17 protein-coding genes are annotated in these 26,537 nt (G+C 53.4%); 3 read left to right on the forward strand and 14 right to left on the reverse strand.

Translation table 11 applies throughout. The features are described 5' to 3' along the window. Positions 1 to 131: 131 nt before the first annotated feature. Positions 132 to 452, forward strand: coding sequence for a hypothetical protein (locus tag J4864_RS01405; RefSeq protein WP_156792448.1), 321 nt, complete (start codon positions 132 to 134; stop codon positions 450 to 452). Between the two features lie 27 nt (positions 453 to 479). On the opposite strand, the gene J4864_RS01410 is transcribed toward J4864_RS01405, so the two are convergent. The 8 genes from J4864_RS01410 to J4864_RS01445 form a co-directional block, all read right to left on the reverse strand. Then, positions 480 to 803, reverse strand: a complete 324-nt coding sequence (locus J4864_RS01410; protein ID WP_007368377.1) for a cupin domain-containing protein — start codon at positions 801 to 803, stop codon at positions 480 to 482. A gap of 219 nt (positions 804 to 1,022) precedes the next feature. After that, the gene (locus J4864_RS01415) at positions 1,023 to 2,156 is read right to left on the reverse strand and encodes an epoxyqueuosine reductase (RefSeq protein WP_211814340.1); all 1,134 of its coding nucleotides are present in this window, start codon (positions 2,154 to 2,156) and stop codon (positions 1,023 to 1,025) included. Positions 2,157 to 2,318: 162 nt separating this feature from the next. Then, positions 2,319 to 2,954, reverse strand: a complete 636-nt coding sequence (locus J4864_RS01420; RefSeq protein WP_211814341.1) for a polysaccharide deacetylase family protein — start codon at positions 2,952 to 2,954, stop codon at positions 2,319 to 2,321. 169 nt (positions 2,955 to 3,123) lie between these two features. After that, positions 3,124 to 6,453: a glycosyltransferase family 117 protein gene (locus J4864_RS01425; RefSeq protein WP_211814342.1), complete on the reverse strand. Its 3,330-nt coding sequence runs from the start codon at positions 6,451 to 6,453 to the stop codon at positions 3,124 to 3,126. An 846-nt stretch (positions 6,454 to 7,299) separates the two neighbouring features. Beyond that, positions 7,300 to 8,607 carry a phosphopyruvate hydratase gene (eno, locus tag J4864_RS01430; protein WP_007368382.1) on the reverse strand — a complete coding sequence of 436 codons (1,308 nt, stop codon included), beginning with the start codon at positions 8,605 to 8,607 and terminating at the stop codon, positions 7,300 to 7,302. A gap of 126 nt (positions 8,608 to 8,733) precedes the next feature. Next, entirely contained in the window at positions 8,734 to 9,309 is a 576-nt protein-coding gene (locus J4864_RS01435; protein WP_007368383.1) for a LutC/YkgG family protein, read from the reverse strand. Positions 9,310 to 9,425: 116 nt separating this feature from the next. Then, entirely contained in the window at positions 9,426 to 10,814 is a 1,389-nt protein-coding gene (locus J4864_RS01440; protein WP_211814343.1) for a lactate utilization protein B, read from the reverse strand. Between the two features lie 38 nt (positions 10,815 to 10,852). Continuing rightward, complete coding sequence (locus J4864_RS01445) at positions 10,853 to 11,584, reverse strand: (Fe-S)-binding protein (protein ID WP_211814344.1); 732 nt, start codon at positions 11,582 to 11,584, stop codon at positions 10,853 to 10,855. A gap of 256 nt (positions 11,585 to 11,840) precedes the next feature. Between J4864_RS01445 and J4864_RS01450 the strand changes: the two genes are divergently transcribed. Continuing rightward, positions 11,841 to 13,709, forward strand: a complete 1,869-nt coding sequence (locus J4864_RS01450) for a DNA topoisomerase 3 (protein WP_040555026.1) — start codon at positions 11,841 to 11,843, stop codon at positions 13,707 to 13,709. A gap of 959 nt (positions 13,710 to 14,668) precedes the next feature. Here J4864_RS01450 and ccsA read toward each other — a convergent pair. From ccsA to J4864_RS01480, 6 genes are all read right to left on the reverse strand, one after another. Then, entirely contained in the window at positions 14,669 to 15,457 is a 789-nt protein-coding gene (gene ccsA, locus J4864_RS01455) for a cytochrome c biogenesis protein CcsA (protein WP_007368388.1), read from the reverse strand. Next, positions 15,454 to 16,788 (reverse strand): cytochrome c biogenesis ResB family protein, encoded by a 1,335-nt coding sequence (locus tag J4864_RS01460; RefSeq protein WP_211814345.1) that lies wholly within the window; start codon positions 16,786 to 16,788, stop codon positions 15,454 to 15,456. Before J4864_RS01460 ends, ccsA begins: the two co-directional genes overlap by 4 nt. Positions 16,789 to 17,304: 516 nt before the next feature. Beyond that, positions 17,305 to 18,801, reverse strand: coding sequence for an ammonia-forming cytochrome c nitrite reductase (gene nrfA, locus J4864_RS01465; RefSeq protein ID WP_007368390.1), 1,497 nt, complete (start codon positions 18,799 to 18,801; stop codon positions 17,305 to 17,307). 147 nt (positions 18,802 to 18,948) lie between these two features. Further along, positions 18,949 to 19,578 carry a cytochrome c nitrite reductase small subunit gene (nrfH, locus tag J4864_RS01470; RefSeq protein WP_007368391.1) on the reverse strand — a complete coding sequence of 210 codons (630 nt, stop codon included), beginning with the start codon at positions 19,576 to 19,578 and terminating at the stop codon, positions 18,949 to 18,951. A 322-nt stretch (positions 19,579 to 19,900) separates the two neighbouring features. After that, positions 19,901 to 20,062: a hypothetical protein gene (locus J4864_RS01475; RefSeq protein WP_211814346.1), complete on the reverse strand. Its 162-nt coding sequence runs from the start codon at positions 20,060 to 20,062 to the stop codon at positions 19,901 to 19,903. Positions 20,063 to 20,383: 321 nt separating this feature from the next. Then, on the reverse strand, positions 20,384 to 21,820 hold the full coding sequence (locus J4864_RS01480) for a hypothetical protein (RefSeq protein ID WP_211814347.1): 1,437 nt from the start codon (positions 21,818 to 21,820) through the stop codon (positions 20,384 to 20,386). 328 nt (positions 21,821 to 22,148) lie between these two features. On the opposite strand from J4864_RS01480, the gene J4864_RS01485 reads away from it, so the two are divergent. Further along, the gene (locus tag J4864_RS01485) at positions 22,149 to 26,519 is read left to right on the forward strand and encodes a choice-of-anchor J domain-containing protein (RefSeq protein WP_211814348.1); all 4,371 of its coding nucleotides are present in this window, start codon (positions 22,149 to 22,151) and stop codon (positions 26,517 to 26,519) included. The last annotated feature ends 18 nt before the right edge of the window (positions 26,520 to 26,537 follow it).

Consider the following 26,537-nt stretch of genomic DNA (forward strand, 5'->3'; position numbering starts at 1 on the left):
CGCAAAGTTCCGGACAGGCCGGGTCTGAACAGTTCCGTTATGGATTCCGGTCTTTCAGGTGCGTGTCGGCAGCTTTCTTCTCGAAGAAGCATTGCAGACTCTGCGGCCGAGCTGAAAAAGGAAAGCGGAAGATGCCGCATAAGTGGAGAACCGGCATAAAGCAGACGATGTTCACCGTACCGGTATGGGGACATGGATTCCAGAGTGTGTTCTTACATACGGGCGAGTCTCTTCCACATCATCCTTGTCACCTCGAAAAGTTCAGGAAGGTGAAAGGTCTGTTGATGAGAAAGAGACTCTGGGACCTCAATGATATGAGAGACGGAAAATTCTTGTTGGGCTGTCCGTGGGATGCCTCGGTTGTCCGGCAGGATCGGAGCACTCCGTCTGTCCGGCAGGCTGCCGCCTTTACGGCAGGAGAAGCCTTTGCTTCTCTCATCGGCAATGTCTGACGCATTGCCGATGCAGTTCGGACCGGATCAGCCGCGTATCATTGTGATTATCATTTTGAAACGCTCTGCTGCATTCACGGAATGGCGTGCTCCATTCGGGATGACAAAACTCTCTCCCGTGTTGATTACGTACTTGACATCCTCGACCGTCAGCTCCATGCTTCCGTCAATGACTTGGATGAGTGCATCGAACGGTGCGGTATGTTCCGACAGACCTTGTCCCGCATCAAAGCTGAAAAGGGTGACGCTGCCGGCATTGCTGTGTACAAGTTCTTTGCTTACCACGCCGTCTTCAGCATATTCGATGACTTTCCCGGCGTTGAAAACGATTCCTTTCTCTAATTTAGCCATGATCTTAATCTCCTGTATTTAGTTTGTAATGTTGATCTTCCTGTCGGTTGCAGTACAAACATGATGCCATGTCGAAAGGTGGAAACAATTGTTACTGTTCCGTGTGCATGCCATCCTGAGGCCGGGCGGTTTCCGTCGGATATTTGGCGAGAGAAGCCTGTCTCTGCGTTCCCTTATAGACGGTTCCGATGGAGGGCGCCGCTGAAATTCTCATTTCTCCTATTGCTCCTTTGCCTGAATGTTGCGTTTCAGGCCATCGAACTTCGCACGTTTGACGGCCGAACCCTTGAACAGACGGCGATAGTCCTCGACGGTGAGACGGTGCCATTTCTCCTTACTCATGCTGAGGAGCTCCGGCTTCGGCTGGAGTTCCGGCTCGGTGCTGGGGGTTGCAAACCGGTTCCAGGGGCAGGCCGTCTGACAGCGGTCGCAGCCATAGATGGTGTCTCCCATGGCCGCTTTGGCTTCTTCTGACAGTTCGCCTCGGTTCTCAATCAGCTGGTAGGAAAGGCATCGGCTGGCATGGAAGTCCTCGCCCGGAACGATGGCACGTGTCGGACAGGCATCTACACAACGGTGGCATTTCCCGCATCGGTCGGGCATGGACTCATCATATACATCTACCTCGAAGGGTAAGAAGATCTCGCCTAAAAAGAACATCGATCCTGCATGAGGGACGATCAGCTGGTGGTTACGGCCCACCCAGCCCAATCCGGCCTTCTGTGCCCAGTAGCGTTCGAGGACGGGAGCCGTATCGCAGAAACAGCCCCATCCGGGTTCTCTCTGGGGTGCGGGAGACGATGAGGCGGTACAGGGTCTGCTGGTTTGAGACGGGGCTTCTGCTGACGAGGCCGGCATGGCTTGCCGCCTTATGGGCAGGCTCCCTTGTTGTGACGGAGGGAAGGTTGCATGCGCTTCTTTTCGAGGGAGGAACGGGAAAAGGGGGTGTAGTTCTTTGATTTTCCCGGCTAATTGCCTCATTCTTTCTTTCATCAGGTCGTGATAGTCTTTGCCAAGTGCGTATGCTGCAAACTGGTATTCCCCTTTCGGAAGAAGCTGTGAGGGAGCGTAGTTGAGGGCGAGCGAGACGATACTGCGCACTCCCGGAACCAGAAGCCGCGGGTCGAGCCGCTTCTCGAGATAGTTCGCCATGTAGGACATGGAGGCCTCCTCACCGTTCTCCAGCCACCTGCGATACCGCCGGGCAATTGATTCTTCGACAGCATCGGCCTTGGCGATTCCGCAGGCAGAAAAGCCGAGGGAACGGGCCAGGGACTTGATGGAGACAGCACGGAGTACCGGGATGTGGTCTGCTTTGCCGGGGAGTGAAGCGGGATACGTTTTTGCTGTCATGGGGAGTGAAGGAGCGCTGCAGGGACTCTCCGGGGGAAAGAGGCTATAATCGATGACGGCCGGAGACCGGGGAATGAGAAATGATGATAGGGGGGAAGGGGAATGAAAAAAGGGAAGGAGGGGATAAAGGATACTGTCTGTTCCGGTCGATAAAGCAGATTGTCAGAAATGGGTTTCTGCCGGATCGTCTGGGAACAATTTGAACTCGTAGCCTTGGTCTTTAAGCCATTGCAGCGATTCAGGCAAGGCTGTCCGGAGCTTGTCGATGCTCTTGAGAGAGTCGTGGAAGGTGATGATGGAACCGTTGCGGGCATAACGCTTCACGTTGTTTACCACATCATCAGCCGTCAGCCATTTGGAGTAATCTCGGGTGACGAGGTCCCACATCACTACACGGTAGTTCTGTTTCACCCACCAGTAGACGGTATGGCGCAGCCAGCCGTGTGGCGGGCGGAAGTAAGGGCTTTGGAGCAGCGCATCGGCTTTGGTGACATCGACGGCGTAGGTCAGCGCCCAGTGTCTGAAAGAACCCAGGTGATGATAGGTGTGATTGCCCGCTTTGTGACCTCGGCGGAGCACCTCTTCGTACAGTTCCGGATATTTCCTCACATTGTCGGCAACCATGAAGAACATGGCCTTGGCTCCGAATCTGTCGAGAACGTCGAGGATAAACGGGGTGGCTTCGGGTATCGGCCCGTCGTCGAATGTGAGGTAGACAGAATGATCCTGTCTGTTCATGCGCCACAGGGCGTGTGGATAGAAGAGGCGAAGCCAGCGGGCGGGTCGTTCGATAATCATGATGATGGTCGGGGGGACGAATGATGAATGTTGGAGGATGATGGACTGCTGAATGTCGGCCGTCGAGCGGTACCGGACAGTGCTGAATATCAGCGATAAGCCAGAGTACGGCTGCCTGTTGAGGACGGCCAGACTCCGGCTTTTCTGTCTTTTATCCTGATAAGGAATCTCAGGATTCCTGCTGCAGCGAGCCGCCCAGGCTCTGGAACCGCTTGAAGAGATTCGTCAGCTGGGCTGCATGGCTGTTCGCCCATGTGCGGTCGAAGCGGTCGTTCTCGTTGACAAGATTCATCATGATCTGGAAGTGCATCTTGCAAGATCCCTGTGACATGTCAAAATAGCGGGGCGACAGGCTCATGTAGTAGTTGGCATACTGCAAAGAGATCTTCCACAAAGCATCATAGAGCTGGCGTGCCTTTGCCTTCTGGCCCAGCAATGAATAGGCACGTGCCATATCACTGGAACCACTCATGTAGCTGACAGGTACATTGTAATAAGGGATCTCCTTCTCTGCCTTCTGCAGCACCTTCAGTGCCTTGCCTCTCTCTCCCTTGGCGATGAGGTGGAGGGCAAGGTCGGCCATTTCCCGGCGGTGTGTGTAGCACATTCGTGCCACGGTGTCGTCGATGTAGAGCCCCGGCTTGCTGAGGCCGCCCCATCTGAAGCGGTGCATCATCACGTCGTAGGTCTTCTCCGTGTCGAAGTTCCGCAGATTGATGCCGTTTTCATCCTGTACGCTCTGGGTATTGAAAGGCGTGATGCGGTTTGCAAGTCCCTCCTGGATGAAGTTGTCGCCGAGGTTCATGAAGTTCTCTGAACCGACGGTGATGGCTACATAGAGCGGACGTGTCCAGTTGCAGTTGGCGATCATCTCAAGCATCATCAGGTCACCTTTGTAGAGAGCCTGCCTGCCCGCCAGCGAGATGACCATACGGTCGGGGATGGAGTCTCCCGGCCGCATCATGCCGCTGCGGCGTACCGCTTCCTTGTCGATAGTCATGTAGAGCGTATCCGTTGGGATGACATGGTTCCGCGGATCTTTGGAACGTACCCAATACCTGAGGACGTTCTTCAGCTCGAACGGATCGTCACCGAACTGTGCTTTTGCCGCTGCCGGATCCTGTTTGTAGAAGTCGAGGATCTGCTGTTTGAACTCCGGCGCTATCTGTACATACTCGTTGGTTCCGCTTACATAATCCAGTCGTGGCCATGAGATAGGCACGCTCGGAGAGTTGTAAGCCGGACGGCGCATCTGGTCGATGTACCAGTCGGTCTGCAGATAGGAGAGGTTGCAGACACGTGTGTCGGTGCGTACTCCTTCTACTTCCTGGTTGTACCAGAGCGGGAAGGTATCGTTGTCGCCGTTGGTGAAGATAATCGGATTCCCTTTCTTCTGCAACGAGTTAAGATAGTTCTGTCCAAAGTCACGGCAGGTGTATCGGCCTGACCGGTCATGATCGTCCCATGTCTGCGATGCCATCTGGATGGGCACGAGCAGGCAGGCAAGGGAGATGACGGACGCCGAGAGTACCGGTGCGATCTTCAGTTTGCGCGCCCAGTCGTAGAGTGCCAGCACGCCCAGTCCGCACCAGATGGCGTATGCATAGAACGAACCGGCATAAGCGTAGTCACGCTCACGAGGCTGGCTCGGGGTCTGGTTCAGGTAGATGACGATGGCAAGTCCTGTCATGAAGAACAGGAAGAAAACGACCCAGAACTGCTGTATGCCCCGCTTGCCGCGCCATGCCTGCCAGAAGAGTCCGATCAGACCGAGCAGCAATGGCAGACAGTAGAACACGTTGTGCCCCTTGTTGGCTTTCAGCTCGTCCGGCATCTTGCTCTGGTCGCCGTAGAGTGCGTTGTCGATGAAGGAGATACCGGTGATCCAGTTGCCGTGTTCGGGCTCGCCGTTGCCCTGAAGGTCATTCTGCCGTCCGGCAAAGTTCCACATGAAGTAACGCCAGTACATGAAATTGCACTGATAGGAGAGGAAGAACCTGATGTTCTCCAGCTGTGTAGGCATCTTCACGCCGTCTACGTCGTGGCCGGTGATGCCGCCCATCCACTGTTCGTACTGTGCAGCGTGCCCCTGGTCGTACATACGCGGGAAGAACATATTCTGTTCAAACACCTGTGTCGACTTGTGGCGGACGAGGAAATAGGAGTCTTTTTCATCCTTCGATGCTTTCTCCTTGCGCTCATAGACGGGTGCTCCCTCGTCGAACTTGTAGTGCATGCCGTCTTCGGCCACGGCCGGCTGGCTCGAATAAGCCTGTCCGTACAGCAGCGGCCGGTCGCCATACTGGTCGCGGCTCAGATAGCTGCCCAGTGTGAAGATGTCCTCCGGAGAGTTCTGGTCCATTGGCGGATTGGCTGTCGACCGGATCACGATCAGCGTATATGATGAATAGCCGATGATCAGCATCAGCATGCAGAGCAGTGCCGTGTTCTTCACCCGCGAAGAGACAAGTGCGACCCGCTGCCTCTTGCCGTTGTTGCTGACAGGACGCTGCCATTGCAGGAGGATGTAGACAACAACGAGGAGGAGGATGCCGGTGATGAAGGCCGTCCAGCCATAGCCGTAGAACGGAATGCCGATCAGTGCCAGTGCCGAAAGGAAGGCAAGATTCTGACGCCGGCTGCTGTTGTCTCGGTAGGTCTCATAGATGCCCCAGACGAAGGCGGCGATGAGCAGGACAATATATACGATGGTGCCCGTGTTGAACGGCATGCCCAGCGTATTCGTAAAGAACAGCTCAAACCATCCGCCTACCGTGATGATGCCGGGGACTACGCCGTAAAGCACGGCTGCCACGAGCACTACCGAGAGACCGAGTGCGAAGAGCGAGCCTTTCAGGTCGGCATCCGGCACCTTCTTGTAATAGTAGACCAATACGATGGCGGGGATGCAGAGGAGATTGAGCAGGTGTACGCCGATGGACAGGCCTGTCATGTAGGTGATCAGCACCAGCCAGCGGTCGGAATGCGGCTTGTCTGCGTTGTCTTCCCACTTCAGAATCAGCCAGAACACGACGGCCGTGAAGGCAGACGAGTAGGCATATACCTCTCCCTCGACAGCGGAGAACCAGAACGTGTCGCTGAACGTGTAAATCAGTGCGCCGACGAGCCCTGCTCCCTCAATGGCAATAAGCTTGGCAAGTGACGGGGCTTCCCCGTCACGGACGATCAGACGGCGTGAGAGATGGGTGATTGTCCAGAAAAGGAACATGATGCACGTTGCCGAAAGCAACGCACTCATGGTGTTGACCATGCGTGCCACCTGCGTCGGATCGCTTGCGAAATGTGAGAAGAGATTCGCCGTGAGCATGAAGAACGGTGCCCCGGGAGGATGCCCGATTTCCAGTTTATAGCCTGTTGTAATAAATTCGGGACAGTCCCAGAAGCTGGCTGTCGGCTCGATAGTGGAGCAATAGACGAAAGCTGCAACCAAGAATGCAACCCATCCGACGATGTTGTCCACCAGTCTGAATTGTTTCATTTATGCGATTAGAGTTTACTTGCTGCCCGATCCGTATCCGACACAGGCAGGAATATTTTATTTCGAAATAACCTGTGCAAAGGTAATAATATTAATTAAGATCGCACAATGACAAGGATGAAAATATATTAAAACAGGCTGTCGCCGTTGAATACGCCGACAGCGGATGGCTGCCGTCCGGTTGAATCTGGCTGTCTTCGTCTTCTATGCGTAAACTCCGCCCAACAGGCAGTTTGCCAATTTCCCGTGAGTCGCAAGTCCCCCTTCCCGTTCTGTGACTTACACCGGTTTTCGGCGGTACGACGCTTCTTTCCCTACCGATCGCTCGCTGTCCGGCGATAAAGCGCAAAGGTGCAGGGATGCAACACGTCTGGTGTTGACCGACAGCACGGCTGGTGTCGGGCATCAGCATATCGGCAGGAGGTCGGGTTCGCTCCTGTCACCATGATACATACCGTTAAGAGGAATTGACCGGCTTATAGGGAAAATGACGGACGGGACGGCAATCAATACTGAATATGTTTACTGGACAACCCTGACGGGAAACGCGGAACACCCGGTATCTCCTCTCTCTTCCCGTGCTCCCTTTCTTCACGCATCGGAGGTCGTTTTGCTTCCATGATTCTGTGTAAGGCAATTCCCCCTGACGTCCTCCGGCCTTCCCGGGCGTGCCCTGACCGTAACTTTCCAGAATCAGGAAAGGCCGGGAACAGCCGGGTGCATTTCCACAGGTTATGCGTCCTTGCCATGTGGAAAGACCGTCCGGAAGAAACGGAAAAAGGGACTGTCTGCCATGAGACAATCCCTTATCAGGTTTCGTGTCCTGCCGCAGGGCAGGAGCTGTATTTACTTCAACTTGGCATAGCCGTACTTTGCACAGGCGCCGAGTTCTTCCTCAATGCGGATGAGCTGGTTGTACTTGGCCATACGGTCTGTACGAGACATAGAACCCGTCTTGATCTGGCCGGAGTTGGTGGCAACAGCAATGTCGGCGATGGTTGTATCCTCTGTTTCGCCTGAACGGTGAGAGGTAACGGTCGTATAGCCGTGGCGGTGTGCCATCTCGATAGCCTCCAGTGTCTCTGTGAGGGAACCGATCTGGTTGACCTTGATCAGGATGGAGTTGGCTGCACCCATCTTGATACCCTTTTCGAGGAACTTGACGTTGGTTACGAACAGGTCGTCACCGACGAGCTGGCAACGGTCGCCGATGGCAGCTGTCAGCTTGACCCAGTTCTCCCAGTCGTTCTCATCGAGACCGTCCTCGATGGAGTCGATAGGATATTTGGTGATAAGGTGCTCGAGGTAAGCAATCTGCTCGTCAGCGGTGAGCTTCTTGCCGTTAGGATCCTTCGGCATGCCGTTCTTGAGCTGGCGATAGTCGTAGAACCACTTGCCACCCTCGCATACGGCGAACTCGGATGCTGCGCAGTCCATTGCGATCTTCACGTCCTTGCCCGGCTCGTAGCCTGCATCCTTGATGGCCTGGATGATTGAGTCGAGTGCATCCTCGATGCCGTCGAACTTAGGAGCGAAGCCGCCCTCATCGCCTACGGCGGTTGAGAGACCGCGCTTCTTCAGCAGCTTGGCAAGAGCGTGGAACACCTCAGCACCCATGCGGATGCCTTCTTTCTCAGTCGGCGCACCTACCGGACGGATCATGAACTCCTGGAATGCGATAGGAGCATCAGAGTGTGCACCGCCGTTGATGATGTTCATCATCGGAACAGGAAGTACGTAAGTGTTGGCACCGCCGATGTAGCGGTACAAAGGAATATTCAGCGCCTTGGCGGCAGTGTGTGCTACGGCCAGAGAAACACCGAGGATAGCGTTAGCACCGAGCTTGCTCTTTGTCGGAGTGCCGTCGAGTTCGAGCATCTTGTAGTCGATTGCACGCTGGTTCAGCACACAGTCGCCCTTCAATGCCGGAGCGATGAGGTTGTTGACATTCTCGACAGCCTTGAGGACACCCTTGCCCAAGAAACGCTTCTTGTCGCCATCACGAAGCTCCAGTGCCTCGTTCTCACCGGTAGACGCACCGGACGGAACACTTGCACGACCCATTACACCGTTTTCGAGTGTTACCTCTACTTCAACTGTAGGATTGCCACGTGAGTCAAGAATCTCGCGAGCATGTACTTTTTCAATCTTCATAACTTATGTGTTTGTTAAAAATCAGTTATATTTCTTCTTTCCTTTCGCCTTGCAAAGTTAATAAAAAAAAACTTGTAACCGCATTCTGTCAGGACGTTATATTTCTGTTTTTGACAAAATTAACGTTTATCCGATGAGGATGACCGTGACGCCTCTTGCGGCCTGTGCGCCCATGACGAGAGCCTGTTCTATATCGGCGGTCTTGCTCGGTCCGGAAATAAAGCAGCCATAGCCGTAATCCGTCATCTGGATGCGGCTGTAGGCTTCGTGCATGTTGTTGACGATCCGGCGGCGGCGGACAAGGATGACGAGCTGTTCTGATACGAAGCAGACGACCCTCTCCTTCATGGTCTGCGGAACCCATACGCAGCCGTTCTCGGCCACGGCGACCTGTCCTTCGACGATGCCCACATCCGTGCCGTTGAGCTCCTGTGCCTCCGCAACTGTATCGGGGTTGCGGTCGGCCTGTATACCCTTGACGTTTGATGCGAATACCTGGGCATCGGGGTAGGCCTGCCGGATGATTGCGTTCAGGTCGTCGGTCTCTTTGGCCTCAATGACCTTGCAGCCAACGTTTTTGCTTGTTTCGATGAACTGTCTGGCGACATCGGGATAGGTGATGCCTTTGACGGCTGTCTCAGGCATATCAAACTGCTGGATGGTATGTCGGCGCAATCTGCGGAGTAAGTCTTCTTTTTTCATTGATGCGTGATGAATGTTAATTGATGGTGAAGTGGGGTGGGAAGGATGGAAAATGAAAGTCTGACGGCAGGAAGCAGGGTGGGGGAGCGGAAGGGTGTCTTCTTGCCGGCAGTGTCTTATTTCCCGTTCTTCAGTTCCTCCATGGCCTGTTTGAAGAGCGCATGGAAAGGTTTTCTTGCAAAACGGGGCATGGTGTGGCCGATGCTCCATGGATTGAGACTGGTGTCCGCCCATGCCTCCGGAATGTAATTGGCCACGGAGGAGTTCCGCAGGAGCGCATCGTAGACGGGGTAGTTCTCGTAGACGGCTTTCATGCCTTCCGCCATGACTTTCTTCTCCCTGTTCTCTGTCCCGTAAGTCTCCAGGCTCTGCCGCCACCGGTATATCTGGCTGCCCGGAGTCACCTTGGCGGGGCAGACACAGTCGCAGCTCAGGCACAGCGAACAGGCCGACACGTTGCCGCTGTGCTTCTTGGGATCCTTCAGCATGCCGAGATTGACACCGATGGGTCCCGGAATGAAGTAGCTGTAGGAGTAGCCCCCCGAACGGCGGTAGACAGGACAGGTGTTCATGCAGGCACCGCACCGGATGCACTTCAGGGTCTCCCAGTGTGCCGTATTGGCTGTTATGTTGCTTCGTCCGTTGTCAACAAGGATGACGTGCATCTCTGCTCCCGGCCTCGCTCTGCGGAAATGAGACGTGAAGGAAGTGGCGGGCTGCCCTGTCCCGCTGCGGCTCAGGAGCCTGTGAAAGACGGCGAGAGAGGCGTAGTCCGGGATGACCTTCTCCAGTCCCATGGCTACGATATGCAGCTTAGGGACGGAAGTGGACATGTCCGCATTCCCCTCATTGGTGCAGACGACGCAGTCGCCGGTGGCCGCCACGCCGAAGTTGCAGCCCGTCATGCCGGCATCGGCATCCATGAAGTCTTTGCGGAGATCCTGACGCGCGCAGTAAGTAAGGTACGTCGGGTCGTGGTTGCCGATTTCCTTTGAGATTCCTTTCTCCTCAAACATCTCCCCGACCTCGTCGCGTGTCAGGTGGATAGCCGGCATCACGATGTGGGCGGGTTTCAGATGCATCAGCTGGAGGATGCGTTCGCCCAGGTCGGACTCGACGACGTCAATCCCTCTTTCCATCAGATAAGGATTTAACCCGCACTCCTCCGTCAGCATGGACTTCGACTTGACCAGTTTCCTGACCTTGTGTGTTTCAAGAATGCCGTAAGCGATCTCGTTGAACTCCTGTGCATCCTTGGCAAAGTGTACGATGACCCCGTTCTTCTCCAAGTTTGTCGTGAACTGCTCCAGATAGTCTGCCAGATGGGTGACGGTGTGCGCCTTGATCCGGCTGGCCTGTTCGCGCAGGTCCTCCCATTCGGGAAGCTGGGCTGCCGCTGCATCACGCTTCTGCCGGACTGACCAGAAGGTCTGGTCGTGTCTGGATATTTTCTCTTCGGGATTCTTCAGGAACTCCTTGGCTCTTTTTGAATGATAGGTTGACATACTTGTATTTACGCTTCTTCTTTATTATAGTATGTGTGTCACAGCCCGGCTGCCAGTATCTCGGCTACGTGCATGAACTTTACCGGGTACTTCTGCCGGGCAGCCACGCCCTGCATGTGCATCAGGCAGGAACAGTCCGAACCTGTGATGATCTCTGCTCCGGTCGCCATGTGCGCCTTCACCTTGTCATTGCCCATCCGGCTGCTGACATAAGGCTCCTCTACCGCAAACATCCCGCCGAAGCCGCAGCACTCGTCTTTCCGGTCGGGCTCTTTGACCGTTATGCCGTCCTTGAGTTGCAGCAGATCCACGATCTTGTTGAACGGTTTTATCTGCAGTTCCGACGGTGAACTCAGCCCGAGCTCCCGTACGCCGTGGCATGAGTTGTGAACGGAGACGACATGGGGGAAACTACCCGGAAGCTCCCTTACCTTCAGGATGTCGTGCAGGAACTCCACCAGTTCCATGGTCTTTTCAGGGGTCTGGCACGCATGGTCGAGTATCTGCGGGTAGTTGACCCGTACAAAGGCTGCACAGGAGACGCTGGGAGTGACGACATAGTCGAAGTCGCGGAACTTGTCCTCGAAGCGTTCGGCCAGATGCTCTGACATACGTTCAAACCCTCCGTTTGCCATAGGCTGTCCGCAGCAGGTCTGTCTCTCGGGGTAGACTACATTCAGTTTCAGTTTCCGCAGAAGCCTGTAGGTGGCTACGCCGACCTGCGGATACAGGGCATCGACATAGCAGGGAATGAAGAGTCCGACTCTCATAGATTGTATGTATTCTCTTGTTCGTTTGTGTGCTACAAAAGTAGAGAAAAAAAGTCATATAGAAAAAGAATTGAGTGGAAAACGGCAAAGCGGCGGAGGAAAATTCCACTGTGTGATATTTTTTCTTACCTTTGCACGTGTGGAAGGCCGTACCGTCCGGGAAGAAGACTACGCCCGGGAGGCGGATTCCCGGAGGAGGGCTGGCCTTTCTGTCCCAGGCCTCTCCGGCTTCCATGTTTACTTTTCAGAGAAAGATATGATCGTTTGCATAGCAGAGAAACCCAGCGTAGCCAAAGACATTGCACGGATCCTTGGTGCCGACAGACCTTGTAGCGGCTACATGGAGGGGAACAATTACCAGGTCACATGGACCTTCGGACACCTTTGTGAACTGAAGGAACCCGATGATTATTTCCCGAACTGGAAGCACTGGAGCCTGGCGGCTCTGCCCATGATTCCGCCCCGGTTCGGCATCAAGCTCATCGAGGACGAGGGCGTGAAGAGGCAGTTTGCCGTCATCGAGAAGCTGTATCATTCGGCAGAGCTGATCATCAACTGCGGGGATGCCGGACAGGAGGGAGAACTGATCCAGCGGTGGGTCATGCAGAAAGCGGGCGTGAAATGCCCCGTGAAACGCCTGTGGATTTCTTCCATGACAGACGAAGCCATCCGGGAGGGATTCGCCAACCTGAAAGAGCAGGGACAGTACCAGTCGCTCTATCTCGCAGGATTGTCCCGTGCCGTCGGCGACTGGCTGCTCGGGATGAACGCCACGCGTCTGTACACATTGAAGTATGGAAACAACAGCTACGGACGGGGACAGGTGTTGTCCATAGGACGTGTCCAGACACCTACCCTTGCTCTTATCGTGCAGCGGCAGAAGGAGATAGACCATTTCAAGCCGGAACCTTATTGGGTGCTGGCGACCGTCTACCGTGACACGCAGTTTACGGCCACAAGGGGCAGGTTCAGCTCCAGGGAAGAAGGGGAGCGGGCGTTCTCCACCATTGAGGGAAAACCGTTTACCATCACCAGTGTGACGAAGAAAAAAGGTGCGGAACAGCCCAGGCAGCTCTACGACCTCACCTCGCTGCAGGTGGACTGCAACCGGAAGTTCGGCTTCTCCGCCGAGATGACGCTCAATACCATCCAGACACTGTACGAGAGAAAACTGACGACTTACCCCCGTGTGGATACACAGTTCCTTTCCGACGACATCTATCCGAAGTGCCCGCAGATCATGAACGGCCTTTATCAGACGGCCTTTGCCGGCCAGCGTCTCTATGCCGGTCTCGTGAAGACATTGGGCGGGAAGCCGCTGCCGGAGAGCAGGCGTGTGTTCGACTCCTCGAAAGTGACGGATCACCATGCCATTATCCCCACTGGGGTCCCGCCGCAGGGGCTGACCGATGCGGAGCGCAAAGTCTACGACCTCATTGCCCGCCGTTTCATCGCAGCGTTCTATCCTGACTGCAAGTTCGCTACAACGACCGTATTGGGAAAGGTGGACGAGGTAGAGTTCAAGGTGTCGGGAAAGGAGATACTGGATCCGGGATGGAGAGTCTGCACAGACAGCGGTCCTTCCCAGTGCGCCGCCTCTGAAGAGGGACAGGGAGGAACTGCCCGGAACGAGTCGCTGCTCCCTGCCTTCACCAAGGGAGAATCAGGGCCGCACACCCCCACGCTGACGGAGAAACAGACCGTCCCCCCCAAGCATTATACAGAAGCCTCGCTGCTTCGTGCTATGGAGACGGCAGGCAAACTTGTCGAAGATGAGACTCTCCGGGCTGCAATGAAAGAAAACGGAATCGGCCGGCCGTCCTCACGTGCGGGAATCATCGAAACGCTCTTCAAGCGGCATTATATCCGGCGGAAAAGGAAGAACATTGAGGCGACCGAGACAGGCATCGCCCTGATTGACACCATCCACGAGAAACTCCTTACATCCGCAGAACTGACAGGTATATGGGAGAAGAAACTCCGTGACATTGAGGCGAATAAGTATGATGCGGCACAGTTCGTCAACGAATTGAAGCGGCAGATCAATGACATTGTCAATGATGTCCTGGCCGACAACTCCAACCGGAAGATAGGACAGATAGAAAACAATGCAGGCAAACAATAGGAGAAAGACAACCGTATAAAAGGCAGGGACACCCTGTCACCTGCCGTCAGCAGCAAATGGGATAGGTTTTTAAACCTGTCTGTCAGGTTGGGAAGCAAAGGGAGAGAGCGTCAACCCCAGTCAGTGGACTGCATCATCCCGATCGCTCAACTGCACCGGCTGTTCTGGGCAGAGGGTCGGGAATCGGATTCCCGGCGGCTGGGAGCAGGATTCCCGACGGCTGGGAACAGGATTCCCGACCGGTTGGGAACAGCAGTCCCGGCTGGGAAGTCCCTTGCCGTCTGCAGCCCATTCATTCTGAAGTTTTCCTATCCTGCGGGCCGGTCCTTCCTTTTGGCAGTAAAGGAAATGGGTCAACCTTGTTCTCCAAGGGGGGCTTATACCCTGTTTCAGTTTCTTGCTGCGAACTTGGAGGTTGTTCTGTCTGAATGTTTTTTGTCCTTCCGAAATAGGGAGTGATGAAGTAAGCCTGCTGCATAATAAGGCACACGGAGGGGGGACTATCACGGAGATGCCGGTGGCACACAAGAGCGACAGGGATGTGACGTACGGGGTTTCTTTTATTTTCTGGATAAACGCTATTCATGATTCTCACAGACAAATGCTCTGATAAAACGCTCAAATAACCTCCGCTCCACGCACCGACGGTGTCTCCGTTATAGGGTTCTTGCCTCCGTTCATTCCCTGTCTCTGTGTGATATTCCATCAAAGTCATCAACTCACGAGACAGACCTCATCACTCCAAATTCCTGAAGCCCCTGTTTTTTCATGATCTGATCGCTTGCAGTCCGTCAAAGCTTCAGTCCTCCGGCGCTCTTGGCAGGGCGGATAGTGTCCCGGAAATAAGCCAAGTCTGTTCTGATCATATCGGTTTAAACGAAAAGACCCGTGTTTCCGCAATGGCTATACATTGCGGAAGCACGGGTAGTGACAGGCATGGCCTTTCTCTTTTGCCGGCTTCAGTTCAGGTTGTAGGTGTGAACGCTCATGCCCTGTGCCGAAGGCAGGTAGTTGATTCCCCACCAGCACATTTGCAGGAGACAGAAAGAAATGATCAGTATCCAGAGTGAGGGCCGGACGGTGCGGGGATGGTACTGGCGGTAGTGGACATAGACGAGATACGCCAGCCATGTAATGGCCGCCCACGTCTCTTTGGGATCCCACGACCAGTAATGTCCCCAGGCTTCCTTTGCCCAGACGGCACCCATGAGCATGCCGAGCGTCATGAACGAAAGGCCGACATAGGTGAGGTTGTCCGTTATCTCCATTTCCTTGTCAAGGTCTTCTCCTTTCTTGAAGTAGAGCAGGTACACGGACATGACCGCTGCGGCCCCCAGAAGTGCATACGCCATCATGTAGACGATGACGTGAGGCGCAAACCACGGGCTCTGCAGTGCGGGCATAAGGGTCTTGGAATGGATCTCCGGTCTGAGGAGGTTGATGCCTACGAAGACGGCCGCAAGGAGTGTAGAGAAACTCAAGATCCACTTGTACCGCCAGCGGCTGTAAACGATGATGCCTGACAGGGGAAGGAAGAAGCTGTACCATAGGCGCGTCTCGCCCATTGTACGGAGCGGCGGCCGTTCCAGGGTGATCCACATGATGAGGATGTAGGCAAAGAAGACGGCAAGTCCCAGTCCTGTCGTCGTAAACGCCAGTGTACGGCGGTTGCCCCACGCAGCCCATGCTCCTACAGCCCACAGGGCTACGGCCAGCAATGCAAATACAATAAAGTAACTCCAGATCATGCTTCTACCTCCTTCTTACGACTTGCCGTCAAGAACATACCGACAGCACCAAACAACAACAAGAAAATACCTATATAAACGACTGGCAGCCAGGGATCCGTCACCAGTTCAAAGACGCTGAGATTGCTCCATTTGCCCATCTGCTCATTGTAGCTGAGCTGATAGATCTTCCAGCCCTCAATGTTGAACGGCTTGTTGACTTCGATCTCCGTCTGAATATTCTGCCCGCTCTGGGTATAGATGTCGACAACGGAAGCAAAACGGCGTGGCTCACGGTCGGGCATCGCCAGTTTTCTGCCGTCAGGAAGCTGTAACGCCTGATAGGGGAAGAGATAACTGCCGCTGGTGATCCAGCCGGTTGCCGTGCGTGGTTGTCCTTTCCCTGATGGGGATTTGCCGTCACCCGCACGTGCGCCGGTCGTCACCTTTACGAGTAAAGCACAGGCCGACCCCCGGGCATCTGTCGCCATGTAACCTTTTTTGTTCTGCGCCTGTCCCAGAGAGTCCATACGGATATTCGCCATCATCCCTTCCGGCACTTTGCCGACCATCTGGTTCAATGTGACGGGGATGGCATTGTCAATGCGTTTGAGAATCTCGATCCTGCAGTCGAGCAGCTGCCCGGTCGTCATGTTCTTTTCCACAAGGAGGTTTTCCGGTTTCCCCTGTGGAAGCGGAAGGCCTTTCTTGTCGATGAGCATGAGCTTGGGGGGGTATTCATCAATGGTGAATTTCTCCAGCTGGATGGCTACGGGGAGATGGTGGACACTCCCGAAAGCATCCAGGCCGCGCCATTCCGGCTGCCCCGTCTCGCAATACATCTTTACACGCAGCATGTCGGCGCTGCCGAGTGTGCCGCACGTCAGTACGATGAACAGTCCTGCATGACTTGTCAGTGTGGGCAGACGTCTCCATGAGAAATGGGCGATCTGATTTAAGGTCACCTCCCCTACAATTGCCGTCATCCACAGATACACAAGGATGAATGGCCAGAAGTTCAGCATCTTTGTCAGGCCGACAGGGTCAAAGGGGCTTTTGCCTTCCGCTGCCTGTCTGGTTACTCCCATGAGTAACGTCAGTATGGCGGCTGCGGCAATGGTCGGTATTGCCGCCTGCATGGTGGTCATGAACCGGCACAGATAGGAATGTCTGCGACGCATGGAGACGGCGACAAGTGCCAGTATGAATAGAATGAGTATGATGATGTTGGCGGGCCAGATGAAGATGCCCCATTCCAAGGGTCCCATCGTAGCTTGTAACAGTCCGCCGGTGACTAACAGTCCGATGACTATTGCTGTTCCTTCCTTCAGCGTATAAGGTTTATTCCACATAAGTGTTGTTGAATGTTGAGAGTTGAATGTTGAGGGTTGAAGCGGGGGATCCTGACGATCATAGAGGATTTTCCCATGGATTGCTTTTCCTGAAGACAGGGTGGGGGGTAAGGCATGCTGTATGATGGAATCAGCCTCTGCTGCCTGTCCTGCTGTCTGCTCCTCACCAGTCGGTCGGTTCTGTCGGGTATGGGTTATCCTGCTGATTTCCAGTATTAGAAGCCTTTTCTCCTGTCATGTCCGGCCGAGGGTACAGTCGGTCTTATGACCCATGGTACTTCCTTTGTATGAGCACGGATAGTAATCGTTGTGCTGCTTTTAACCGCTTGATGAGAAACCGCAGCTCTGTCCGTTGAGAGGCATTCTGAACCGGCAGGGTCTGCTTGCAGTCCCTTGCTTCTCCGGCTGCGGCCGTGTCTCCTCCTGCTATATAGGATCCGTATTAATCAGCTGATAGTTGACAGCTGGCAGGAGGACCGCCAGCCGTCAACTATCCGACTGTTGACTTTCAACCGACTACATAGGTTTTGTTATGAATCGCTTGTTCTTCTTTGCAGTCTCAATCCACTTTGGTACGACCGTATCCAGGAACTGCTTCTTCTGCTTGTTGAGCTTCGGCATATCCAGTCCGATGTACGACTGAGCCTTTGCCTTGGTGGAGAGATCAGGAAGCGGAATCTGACCTGTGAATCCGTGGCGGGCTACCACACGGGCGATCTGCAGGCGTGCATCCTTGGCATACTCCATCGCACTGGCGAGGAGACGCATGATCTCCTGCGGGGCATGGAACGCTGCACCGTGGCTGGCAACAGCATAGTCCCAACGCCACTGACCCTTGCGGATGTCGGACAGGGCAGTCTTCATCTCGGCTTCCGTCGCACCCTTTTCCCAGGCGAACTTGGCTTCGATGTGCGCTGCGGCAAGTTCCTTCTCTACGTGTGTACGGAAGTCATAGATCTTCTGCTGACGTTCGTAAACATTCTGGCGGAGTGTCTCGGCATCCTGACGGTGACAGGTCTGGCAGGTGCGGTCGATGTGTGCCAGAGGACTCATCACGTGGTGGTCCGTGTATTTCACGCCGCCCTCGGAGATGTACGGCATGTGGCAGTCAGCACAGGAGACGCCCCGCTGTCCGTGGATTCCCTGCATGTAAAGTTCATAACCCGGGTGCTGGGCCTTGAGGATCTTCGCCTTAGAAAGCGGATTGATGTAATCGTAGAAGCCGATACTGTCGTAGTATTCTTCTGCCGCCTCACATGTCAGACCCTTTTCCTGCGGGAAGTGGAGATAGTTTCCGTTTTCCTTTTCGAAATAGTATTCTGTGTGGCACTGTGCGCAGACCAGGCTACGCATCTCCTGGTGCGTGGCTTTCTTCACGTCTTTGCCGACGCGTGCCCACGCCTCATAGAGTGCAGGACGAGCGGGACGGAGATCCATCGTCCGTGCATCGTGGCAGTCAGAGCAACCGATGGTGTTCATGGCCTCTGGTCCCCAGTCGCTCCACTTGGCAGCATAGAACTTGTCAGTACCTTTTTCACGCATAAGGCGTGGAATATCCGGACCCTTACAGGTCCAGCATGTGCCGGGTTGTATGTCTTCCTGTCCGTCGACACCGGGGCTTCCTGTACGCAGGATCTTGCGCAGGTCTTCTATGGCGTGCCGGTGCCCGCGCGGTGTGTTGTATTCCCTCGAGAAGGCGTATCCTGCCCATAGGACGACCATTTCCGGACGTTGTGCCAGTACATCCACCTCCTGCGAGGAGTTGTATTTACTTACGAAACTCGTGTCTTCCGTCATTGCCCATGTCTCGTATTCGCGGGGGAAGTCCTCTGCGAATTTCTCGTTCTGGGAAACGATGGAATCCGTCATCTGTGTCCGTCGGTTGTTGAAGATGCTTGCTACTTCCGCTCTTCTCTCAAGCATGGAAGAACATAGCAGTCCGAGCACGAACACGATGACCATTGCTCCGCCGAAGAGCAACCAGCCTTGCCATTTCTTTAATGTTTTTGCCATAATTATAGGTTTTTAATATTTTGTTCAATGATTAATGATATGCAGTGATAAGCGATGATAAGTGTTTATGGGTGATATGAGCGGTGATAAGCGGTGATAGCCGATAGAGGATGATGGCTATCTGTGGAGAATCGCCGGCAGGTGGGCTTATTCTCTTCCCAATATCTTCTGCAGCCAATGGGGTACAGGAGAGGGGGGCATGGGTTCTACGAATTCCGCCCCCGGCGTACTTGAAAGGGAGTTCTTTTTCATGTGAGCCACGTCACGGTGGCAGTCCCAGCATGCCTTGCCCTCACCGCGCTTCGCTTCCATGTAGTCGATGCGTCCGGTCTTGACAAATTCCTGGTTGAGCTGTTTGTGGCAGCGGATGCAGTTGTCCATGATAACCTCTGCGGATGCGTCTTCAGCCTCGATGGACTGCGACTCGCTGCGTGTGACGAAATAAGCCACGTGTTTCATCCCGTCCATTCCCTTGAAGGCATAATGGGCGGCCATGTTGTTGTTCGGTACATGACAGTCGTTGCAGGTGGTGTTGCGTGCGTGCGCCGAGTGTGACCACGTTGCATAATAGGGCGACATGATGTGGCAGTTGATACATGCCGCAGGGTCATCACCTACTATATATGTGTGCATACGGAGCAGATAGAGGAACAGTCCCGTCAGTCCTACTATGACACCGCACAGCAGAGACAGTGCGACCTTCTGCCTGTATGAAATGGATGCCAGGAAATTATCCAGCATTCCTTTCAATTTTGAAAATATGGCTTTTAGTTTCATAGGAATTAAACCTTGTTCGTTTGCAAATATACCTAATTTTTTTAAACAAGATGTAAATTTTGAAGAAATAATCATCATTTGTTAGGATTTTAACATATTCCCTTGTCTTTCCCCTCTGTCATTTTCCGTGAAAGTGATTTTACATCAGAGACCGGACAATTGAATGTGGTATAAAGACTTTGCTGTCCCGGTAAATGTTTCCCATACCAGCCGGTCGTCCGTCCCTTATATTTAATAAGGTGTGTAGATAGTGACAGAAACGAGCGAGCCTTTCCGTCTCATGCATTGTGCTGATGCCTGTCACCTGCCGTGCTGATGCCTGTCACCAGCCGTGTTGATGTCCGTCACCCGTCGTGCCGGGCATGGACATCATGCGTGGTGTGGGATCGTATTGCAGTCGGTTGGCGGGATGTATTGTCGTGGAGAAGCGTTGTGCTGCCGTAAGCTGACGTGACTTGTCGGATGGGAAGGGAAGGCTTTTCATGAGGGTGTGTCAAAATGCAAATTAATAACTTGACAACTTTCAAACTATAAGCAGGTTTTCTCTAAAAGCAAAGAAAAGACCATTTCTTTACTCAAAATCGAGTAAAAAAATGGTCATTTTTAATGAATTGTTTCAAACTTTAAGATTGTCAAAATGGTATTTGCATTTTGACACACCCTCAAGGGAACGATTCATGAATCTGTGTGCTTTATGTCTTGCCGGACAGCAATTTGCCCATGTCCATTCTACAAGTTCCGTTGTACAGGGAAGCCCATCCTTCCGCCGGGCGGCTTTCCCCACCAGCAGGCATTCCACGGCGTATTACAGTGACAGGATGAAATCATCCCAGTCCTTGGGAGTTCCCTTTTTGTTGAATGCCTTTTCAAAAAGCCGGCGGCGTGTGGCTGATACCGATTCGCGGCTGTGTGCTGTGAGGCCGGCTATGACGCTCGGCTGAAAGCCGGTCTTTATGAGCAGCGAGACGCGGTATTCGTAATTATTCATCTTGCAGATATCGTGAAGATGTCCGTTAAAGTCCGGATAGGCCTGTTCGACCACAAGAGATAGCTGCCGCCAGTCATCATTGTGAAGAATGAACAGACCGTCCCCTGTATCAAGATGCCGGATGATGTGCTTGTAGATGTCGGAGTTCCTTATCATTGCCGTTTTTCTTTGTTCGGAATCCGCATCTCTGTTCTTTTGGTTCTTTCGAAGACTTTTGTAATGGTCTATCTTGAGGCGCATCAACGCTTTCTGCTGGCGGTTGTAGCGCATGGCAAAGACAAAGACCGCGACGACTGCGGCCATGGAGACCAGGGCGATGACAAGCAGCAGGCGGTAGACCTTCGCATCAGCATTCAGTTTGATGTTTTCCTGTTCTTTCTTGCCGTAGTTGTAAAGCGCATCCATACGGAGGAGGGTCTCTGTACGCCGGTACAGGCTTACGGAGTCCGTGAACCGGATGAAAGCCTCCATATACCGGGAAGCTTTCTTTATTTCCTGATTCCTTATATAGATATTGGTCAGGAAGCGTGCGGCACGCTGCCTGTCGAAAAGGTTGCCGTTCTTCAGGATTTTAAGGCTCGTCAACTCACAGTTCCGGTAGTCGTGTATGCCGTAGTAGTACTGGGCGGTTGTCATGAGGACGGCCGGCGTATTGGCGTTCAAGGTATCTGCTGCAATGGCATGATAGTATTTTCCTGCTTCGCTCCACTTCTTTTGGTCTACCAGGCTTGTCAGCATCAGGCAGTTCAGTTCGGTTCTCTCGTACCTGTATCTGGATGGTGCCGTTTCGACCAGCTTCATTGCAAGACCGCAGTAAAACAGGCAGGAGTCGGGTCTGTTCATGCTGTAGAAGGCATTTCCCAGATTGCGGTAACAGTACAGCATCCCTGTCGTGTCGTTGTTCGATTCATAGAGTGCATACGCCTTGCTGTACATCTGCGCCGCTTCCTTTGCCATATACTGGTAGATGAAAGCGTTGCCAAGCTGCTTGTAAGCCTTCGCCTTGAGTGTTGTGATGGCTGTGTCGGGAGTATCGGCAGCCGGGGCATCGATGATCTTCATGAAACAGTCACGCGCAAGGACGGCCTGGCCGCTGTCCTTTGCGGCACATCCCTGTACATAGAGACTTCTCAGGTAATCAGGACAGGTGCTGTCTTTCCTTGTCTGCCCTTGACCGCATGAAATGAGGCAGCCGACCAGTAACAGACAGAAAAAAAGAGGATGTTTCATCAGATTCTGTTTCGTTCTATCCACACTTTACTCACTTATGCAAAGTTATGAATAATTGGTTTACCATCAAAAAATATTATATTGTTTTTGAATAAATCCTCCTTTTTCCACTGTTTATGCACTTTTGTACATCATTTGTACACTCGATTTCAGTCCCTCACCGTAGGAAATCAGATACCTTTGCAACGTTTCTACACGGTTTCAGCTATCGTAATCTCACATCACAGGAATCGGCGTCATAGGCTGCCTGAGGACGAATGCAGTCTGAGGGTTCTGCTCTGACGTTGTTGGCAATGGAAGAAGAACCGCCACCCTAAGCGGTCTGATTATTATAATTAAACATGAGATGAATATGCGAACACCAAGACTTCTGCTCATTCCATTGGTACTGCTCACAATGGTCGGCATGGCTTTGCACGCCCAAAGTCCACAAGAGACTTTCCAGAAATCGCTTCAAGCGCAGCGTATGAAAACCGGCAGCTGGCATCGTTATAGCCTGTTTCCGCAGAAAATGCCGGCGGCAGCCCGCCCTGCCTGGATCCAACAGCCATCGGCACAATACAGCCATGCGAAATACGGGACAGGCGGCTCTTCTTTCATCGCTTTCATGGATGCCAGCAAGTCGTGGGAAAATGGAGGAGCAAACCAGTTTGGCTTTTACCAGCTGCAGCCTGGCAGCAGTGTTTGTTCTATGCTGTTCAGCACCCCGAAGACAGACATGAACGGCGGCGGTGCCATCTATGATGGGAAATTCCATGGCACTTCCTGGGACCAGTCGTATACCGGCACATACCATGAATACAATCTCATAGACTGGTCGCCGACGGAGAATGACGGCAAGAAGGTGTACAATTACAACTATTGGGGTGCGACTTCCGCATACGACCCGACTGACGGGAAGGTGTACCTCGTGGGATTGGACAACAACACCTTTGAGTACGTTCTCGTAAGCGTCGATTTCAACACGTTCAGCAACGGCAATGTGATCAAGAAAATGGAAGACAATTCCTATCCTGCCATGGCATTCGACGCTGAAGGGCAGCTCTGGGCCGTCTCACCCAAAGGGATTCTTCTGAAAGTCGACAAGAAGACGGGCGATGAGACCGTCATCGGAGACACCGGGGTGAAGCCGGGTACATCATGGGAGAGCGCCGCTTTCGACTACAAGACAGGCAAGCTCTATTGGGCTGCCACCGAATACAATACAAAGGCCTCTCACCTATACGAAGTAGATACAACGACCGGAAAGGCGACAGCCGTCAGCGACTATCTCCATGAAGAGGTCTTCCCTTTCCTGTACATAGAGTCTGCACCGGACGATGCGGCTCCTGCGGACATTACCGACCTTGCTGTCATCTTCCACGAAGCCAGTACCCTCGGGGAGGTGAAGTTCACCCTTCCGTCAAAGACCTATGGCGGCCAGGCGCTGAGCGGTGATATAGACTATTCCATAAGCATTGACGGCATCGTAACGGAAAAGGGCACTGCCGAAGCCGGAACCCCTGTGTCTGAGACGGTGTCGACAAACGAAGGCCAGCATGTGTTCTCTGTCGTTCTAAGGGCAAACGGTAAGTCCGGTTCGACAAGCAAGTTGAAAAAGTGGGTTGGCAACGATCATCCGGCAGCCGTGGGAAGTCCCGATCTGAACATCGACGGCAAGGGAAAGGCCACCCTCTCCTGGACGGCCCCGACAGCAGGAGCCCATGGCGGGCATATCGGCAAGTTGACCTATTCCGTCTTCGCTTCTGACGGTACATTGATTGCCTCCGACATCACCGGGACAGAATACCAGCTGTCCCTCGATGCAAAGAACAGTTACAAGGCATACTATTATTATATCGCCGCTTACAACGGAACTGTAAAAGGTGAGGAAGCCATGACACCCTATGTCTGCTTCGGACAGCCCCTGTCTGCTCCTTATGTGTCTGATTTCTCGTCTATGGAAGGAGCTTATACCTACGACTTTGTCGACAACGACAACAATGGCATAACATGGGGATACGATGCTGATACCAAAAGCCTCATCTACTTCTCCATGCATACCAACTATAAGGACACACCCGACGACTGGATCGTGACACCGCCGTTTACCCTTAAAGCCGACCGTCAGTACACGTTCTCTTACGACGCGCGCTGTTACAGTGAGAGTGACCGTGAGGTATTGCTCACTTCAATAGCTGACGGAAATGTACAGACCGTATCCGACTTCCGTCCCCTTACGGCGACCAGCGACACGATTCACACGATTGTGTTCAAGCCTGTAGGTCACACGGTGACAGTAGGCAAAGATGGAGTGTATCGGCTGGGAATCCGTGCAATGGAGAATACCGGGCTTGCGGTATACGTACGCAACATCAAACTCACCGAAGGGTGCAGACTCGCTGCTCCGGACTCTGTAAGCGACCTCACGATCATACCTGACAAGCAGGGCGAACAGAAGGCGAGCATTTCATTCAAGGCTCCTGTGAAGACCATCGGAGGCAATACCCTGTCGGCTCTGTCCAAGATAGAAGTCTTCGAGAAGGGGAGTACAGTGCCGGCGGCTACTGTCAGCAATCCGCAGCCGGGTAAGACCTACACGGTGAGCGTCGCGGCATCGAATACCGGCAATACGACCTACAACGTCCTTGCAGCAAACAGTGAGGGCTATGGAGCGACAGCCCATATCTCGGCATATATAGGCGAAGACACACCGCTGGCACCTAAGAACATACGGCTTGTTGACAATCTTGACGGCACTTGCAAGCTCGTGTGGGAGGCTCCCGGGACAGTCGGTGTACATGGTGGATATGTCTATCCGGACCATCTGACATACGAAATCTACACCGTTACCGACAACACCCCGAGTCTGTACAAATCGAAAGTCAAGGAGACGGAATGCAGTCTCGGCGCATTCGATGAAGAGGACCGCATACAGCGACTTATCTATTATGCGATGAAGACGGTCGACGGCGACAACAAGAGCGAGTACGGATTGTCGACCGCACTCTTGTCGGGTGCTCCCTACAATCTCCCGGTCAAAGAGTCCTGGACAAACGGCATGCAGAAGTATTTCTGGGCGACCAATGCGGTCGTAGGGAAGCACTATTTCAAATGGTTCAATCAATTGTCTTCCGACAATGACAAGGGCTGTGCCTATTATGGTTCGACGGAGGCGAAGTCCGGTGACTGCGCCGTTCTTTCCTCCGGCAAGATCTCGCTTGTCGGTTCGGCCAACCCGCGCCTTTCGTTCAATTACTATTTTGTCAACAATGGTACGCACAAGATTGCCGTCAGCATAAAGACCGCGCACGGTATTGACGAGACGATAAAGACGATTGATTACGAGAAGGTAAAGGAAGCGGGAGCCGAAGAAGGATGGCAAAACGTGATGCTGGATCTGTCTGAATACAAGGAAGAGAAATACGTTACGGTCAGCTTCAGGGCTACCATCGGCAACCCGAAAGCCCTTGTACTGCTTGACAACTTCCGTGTAAGGGATGTCTATGACTACGATTTAAGTGCGCATATCACGGGATCCTCGAATGTCACGTCAGGGGCAAAGACCCACTATAATGTCATCGTCCGGAATGAAGGCATGAAGCCGATGAGCGATTACAGGGTCAGTCTATATGTCAACGACAACATTGTCGAAAGCAAGACGATGACGGAGGCACTTGCCGCCAATGCAGAGAGAATCGTCGGATTTGACTACGACGTGCCTGCGACAGCGGACAATTCAATGGACGTTAAGGCAAAGGTTGCCCATGACTTCGACATGGACGAGAACAACGACGAATCAGAAGTGCTGACAGAACCCGTCTACGCTCCTTCGTTCCCTGCCGTCAACGATCTGAAGGCTTCTAAGCAGCCGGAGGGTGTGGTGCTCCACTGGAGTTCGACAGCCGGCAAGGAGTATGTTGTAACCGATAATTTTGAACGGTATGCGGCTTGGTCAACAGACAATATCGGTTCATGGACGCTTGTCGATGGGGACAAGAACTCTACCTTCGGCTTTGGCAACCAATTCCCTAAGCAGGGAACTCCTTTCGCCTACATTGTCTTCAATCCTTCTGCTGTCGGTGACAAAGGCAATAACCTTGATCCGCACAGCGGCAGCCAGTACCTTGCCTCCTTCTCTTCAAGCCAGGGGGCGAATGACGACTGGCTCATATCTCCCGGACTGTCAGGAAGGAAACAGACCGTGAAGTTCTGGGCGAAGACCGTTAGCGGCACTTACGGCAGCGAGGAGTATGAGGTGCTTTACTCTGCTTCCGGCAAGGACGTCGCGGACTTCCAGCTCATCAAGTCCAAGACCGAGGCTCCTGCGGAATGGACGGAGACTGCGGTGGAACTTCCTGCAGGTGCCAGATATTTTGCCATACGGTGCGTCTCAAACAACCATACCATGTTTGTTCTTGACGATATAAGCTACGAGGCGCCGGCCATGACACCGGTCGGCTATAAGGTCTATAAGAACGGTGAATGTGTTGCCACACTCGATGCGACGAAGACGACCTATACCGATGGAGACGGAAAGGCGGACGACAGCTATTTTGTCACCGTATTGTATGCTGACGGAGAATCGAAGGCTTCCAACATCGCCGTCCCCGGTACGGATGGTATTGAGACCATCGTCCCCGCCGACCACGGATACAAAGTCCTTTATAGGGTGACCCATCATGTGTATGTCGTGAAGAAAGACGGCAAGACGTTCAAAGCGATGATAAAATCACTTCCTTGATGCTGATTCTGCCCCCAT

It is taken from the genome of Prevotella multiformis (genome assembly GCF_018127985.1).
Lineage (GTDB): Bacteria > Bacteroidota > Bacteroidia > Bacteroidales > Bacteroidaceae > Prevotella > Prevotella multiformis.

Coding starts and splice junctions, on each gene's coding strand:
- J4864_RS01405 (WP_156792448.1), top strand. CDS start 132: ATGCCGCATAAGTGGAGAACCGGCATAAAGCAGACGATGTTCACCGTA.
- J4864_RS01410 (WP_007368377.1), bottom strand. CDS start 803: ATGGCTAAATTAGAGAAAGGAATCGTTTTCAACGCCGGGAAAGTCATC.
- J4864_RS01415 (WP_211814340.1), bottom strand. CDS start 2,156: ATGACAGCAAAAACGTATCCCGCTTCACTCCCCGGCAAAGCAGACCAC.
- J4864_RS01420 (WP_211814341.1), bottom strand. CDS start 2,954: ATGATTATCGAACGACCCGCCCGCTGGCTTCGCCTCTTCTATCCACAC.
- J4864_RS01425 (WP_211814342.1), bottom strand. CDS start 6,453: ATGAAACAATTCAGACTGGTGGACAACATCGTCGGATGGGTTGCATTC.
- eno (WP_007368382.1), bottom strand. CDS start 8,607: ATGAAGATTGAAAAAGTACATGCTCGCGAGATTCTTGACTCACGTGGC.
- J4864_RS01435 (WP_007368383.1), bottom strand. CDS start 9,309: ATGAAAAAAGAAGACTTACTCCGCAGATTGCGCCGACATACCATCCAG.
- J4864_RS01440 (WP_211814343.1), bottom strand. CDS start 10,814: ATGTCAACCTATCATTCAAAAAGAGCCAAGGAGTTCCTGAAGAATCCC.
- J4864_RS01445 (WP_211814344.1), bottom strand. CDS start 11,584: ATGAGAGTCGGACTCTTCATTCCCTGCTATGTCGATGCCCTGTATCCG.
- J4864_RS01450 (WP_040555026.1), top strand. CDS start 11,841: ATGATCGTTTGCATAGCAGAGAAACCCAGCGTAGCCAAAGACATTGCA.
- ccsA (WP_007368388.1), bottom strand. CDS start 15,457: ATGATCTGGAGTTACTTTATTGTATTTGCATTGCTGGCCGTAGCCCTG.
- J4864_RS01460 (WP_211814345.1), bottom strand. CDS start 16,788: ATGTGGAATAAACCTTATACGCTGAAGGAAGGAACAGCAATAGTCATC.
- nrfA (WP_007368390.1), bottom strand. CDS start 18,801: ATGGCAAAAACATTAAAGAAATGGCAAGGCTGGTTGCTCTTCGGCGGA.
- nrfH (WP_007368391.1), bottom strand. CDS start 19,578: ATGAAACTAAAAGCCATATTTTCAAAATTGAAAGGAATGCTGGATAAT.
- J4864_RS01475 (WP_211814346.1), bottom strand. CDS start 20,062: ATGAAAAGCCTTCCCTTCCCATCCGACAAGTCACGTCAGCTTACGGCA.
- J4864_RS01485 (WP_211814348.1), top strand. CDS start 22,149: ATGCGAACACCAAGACTTCTGCTCATTCCATTGGTACTGCTCACAATG.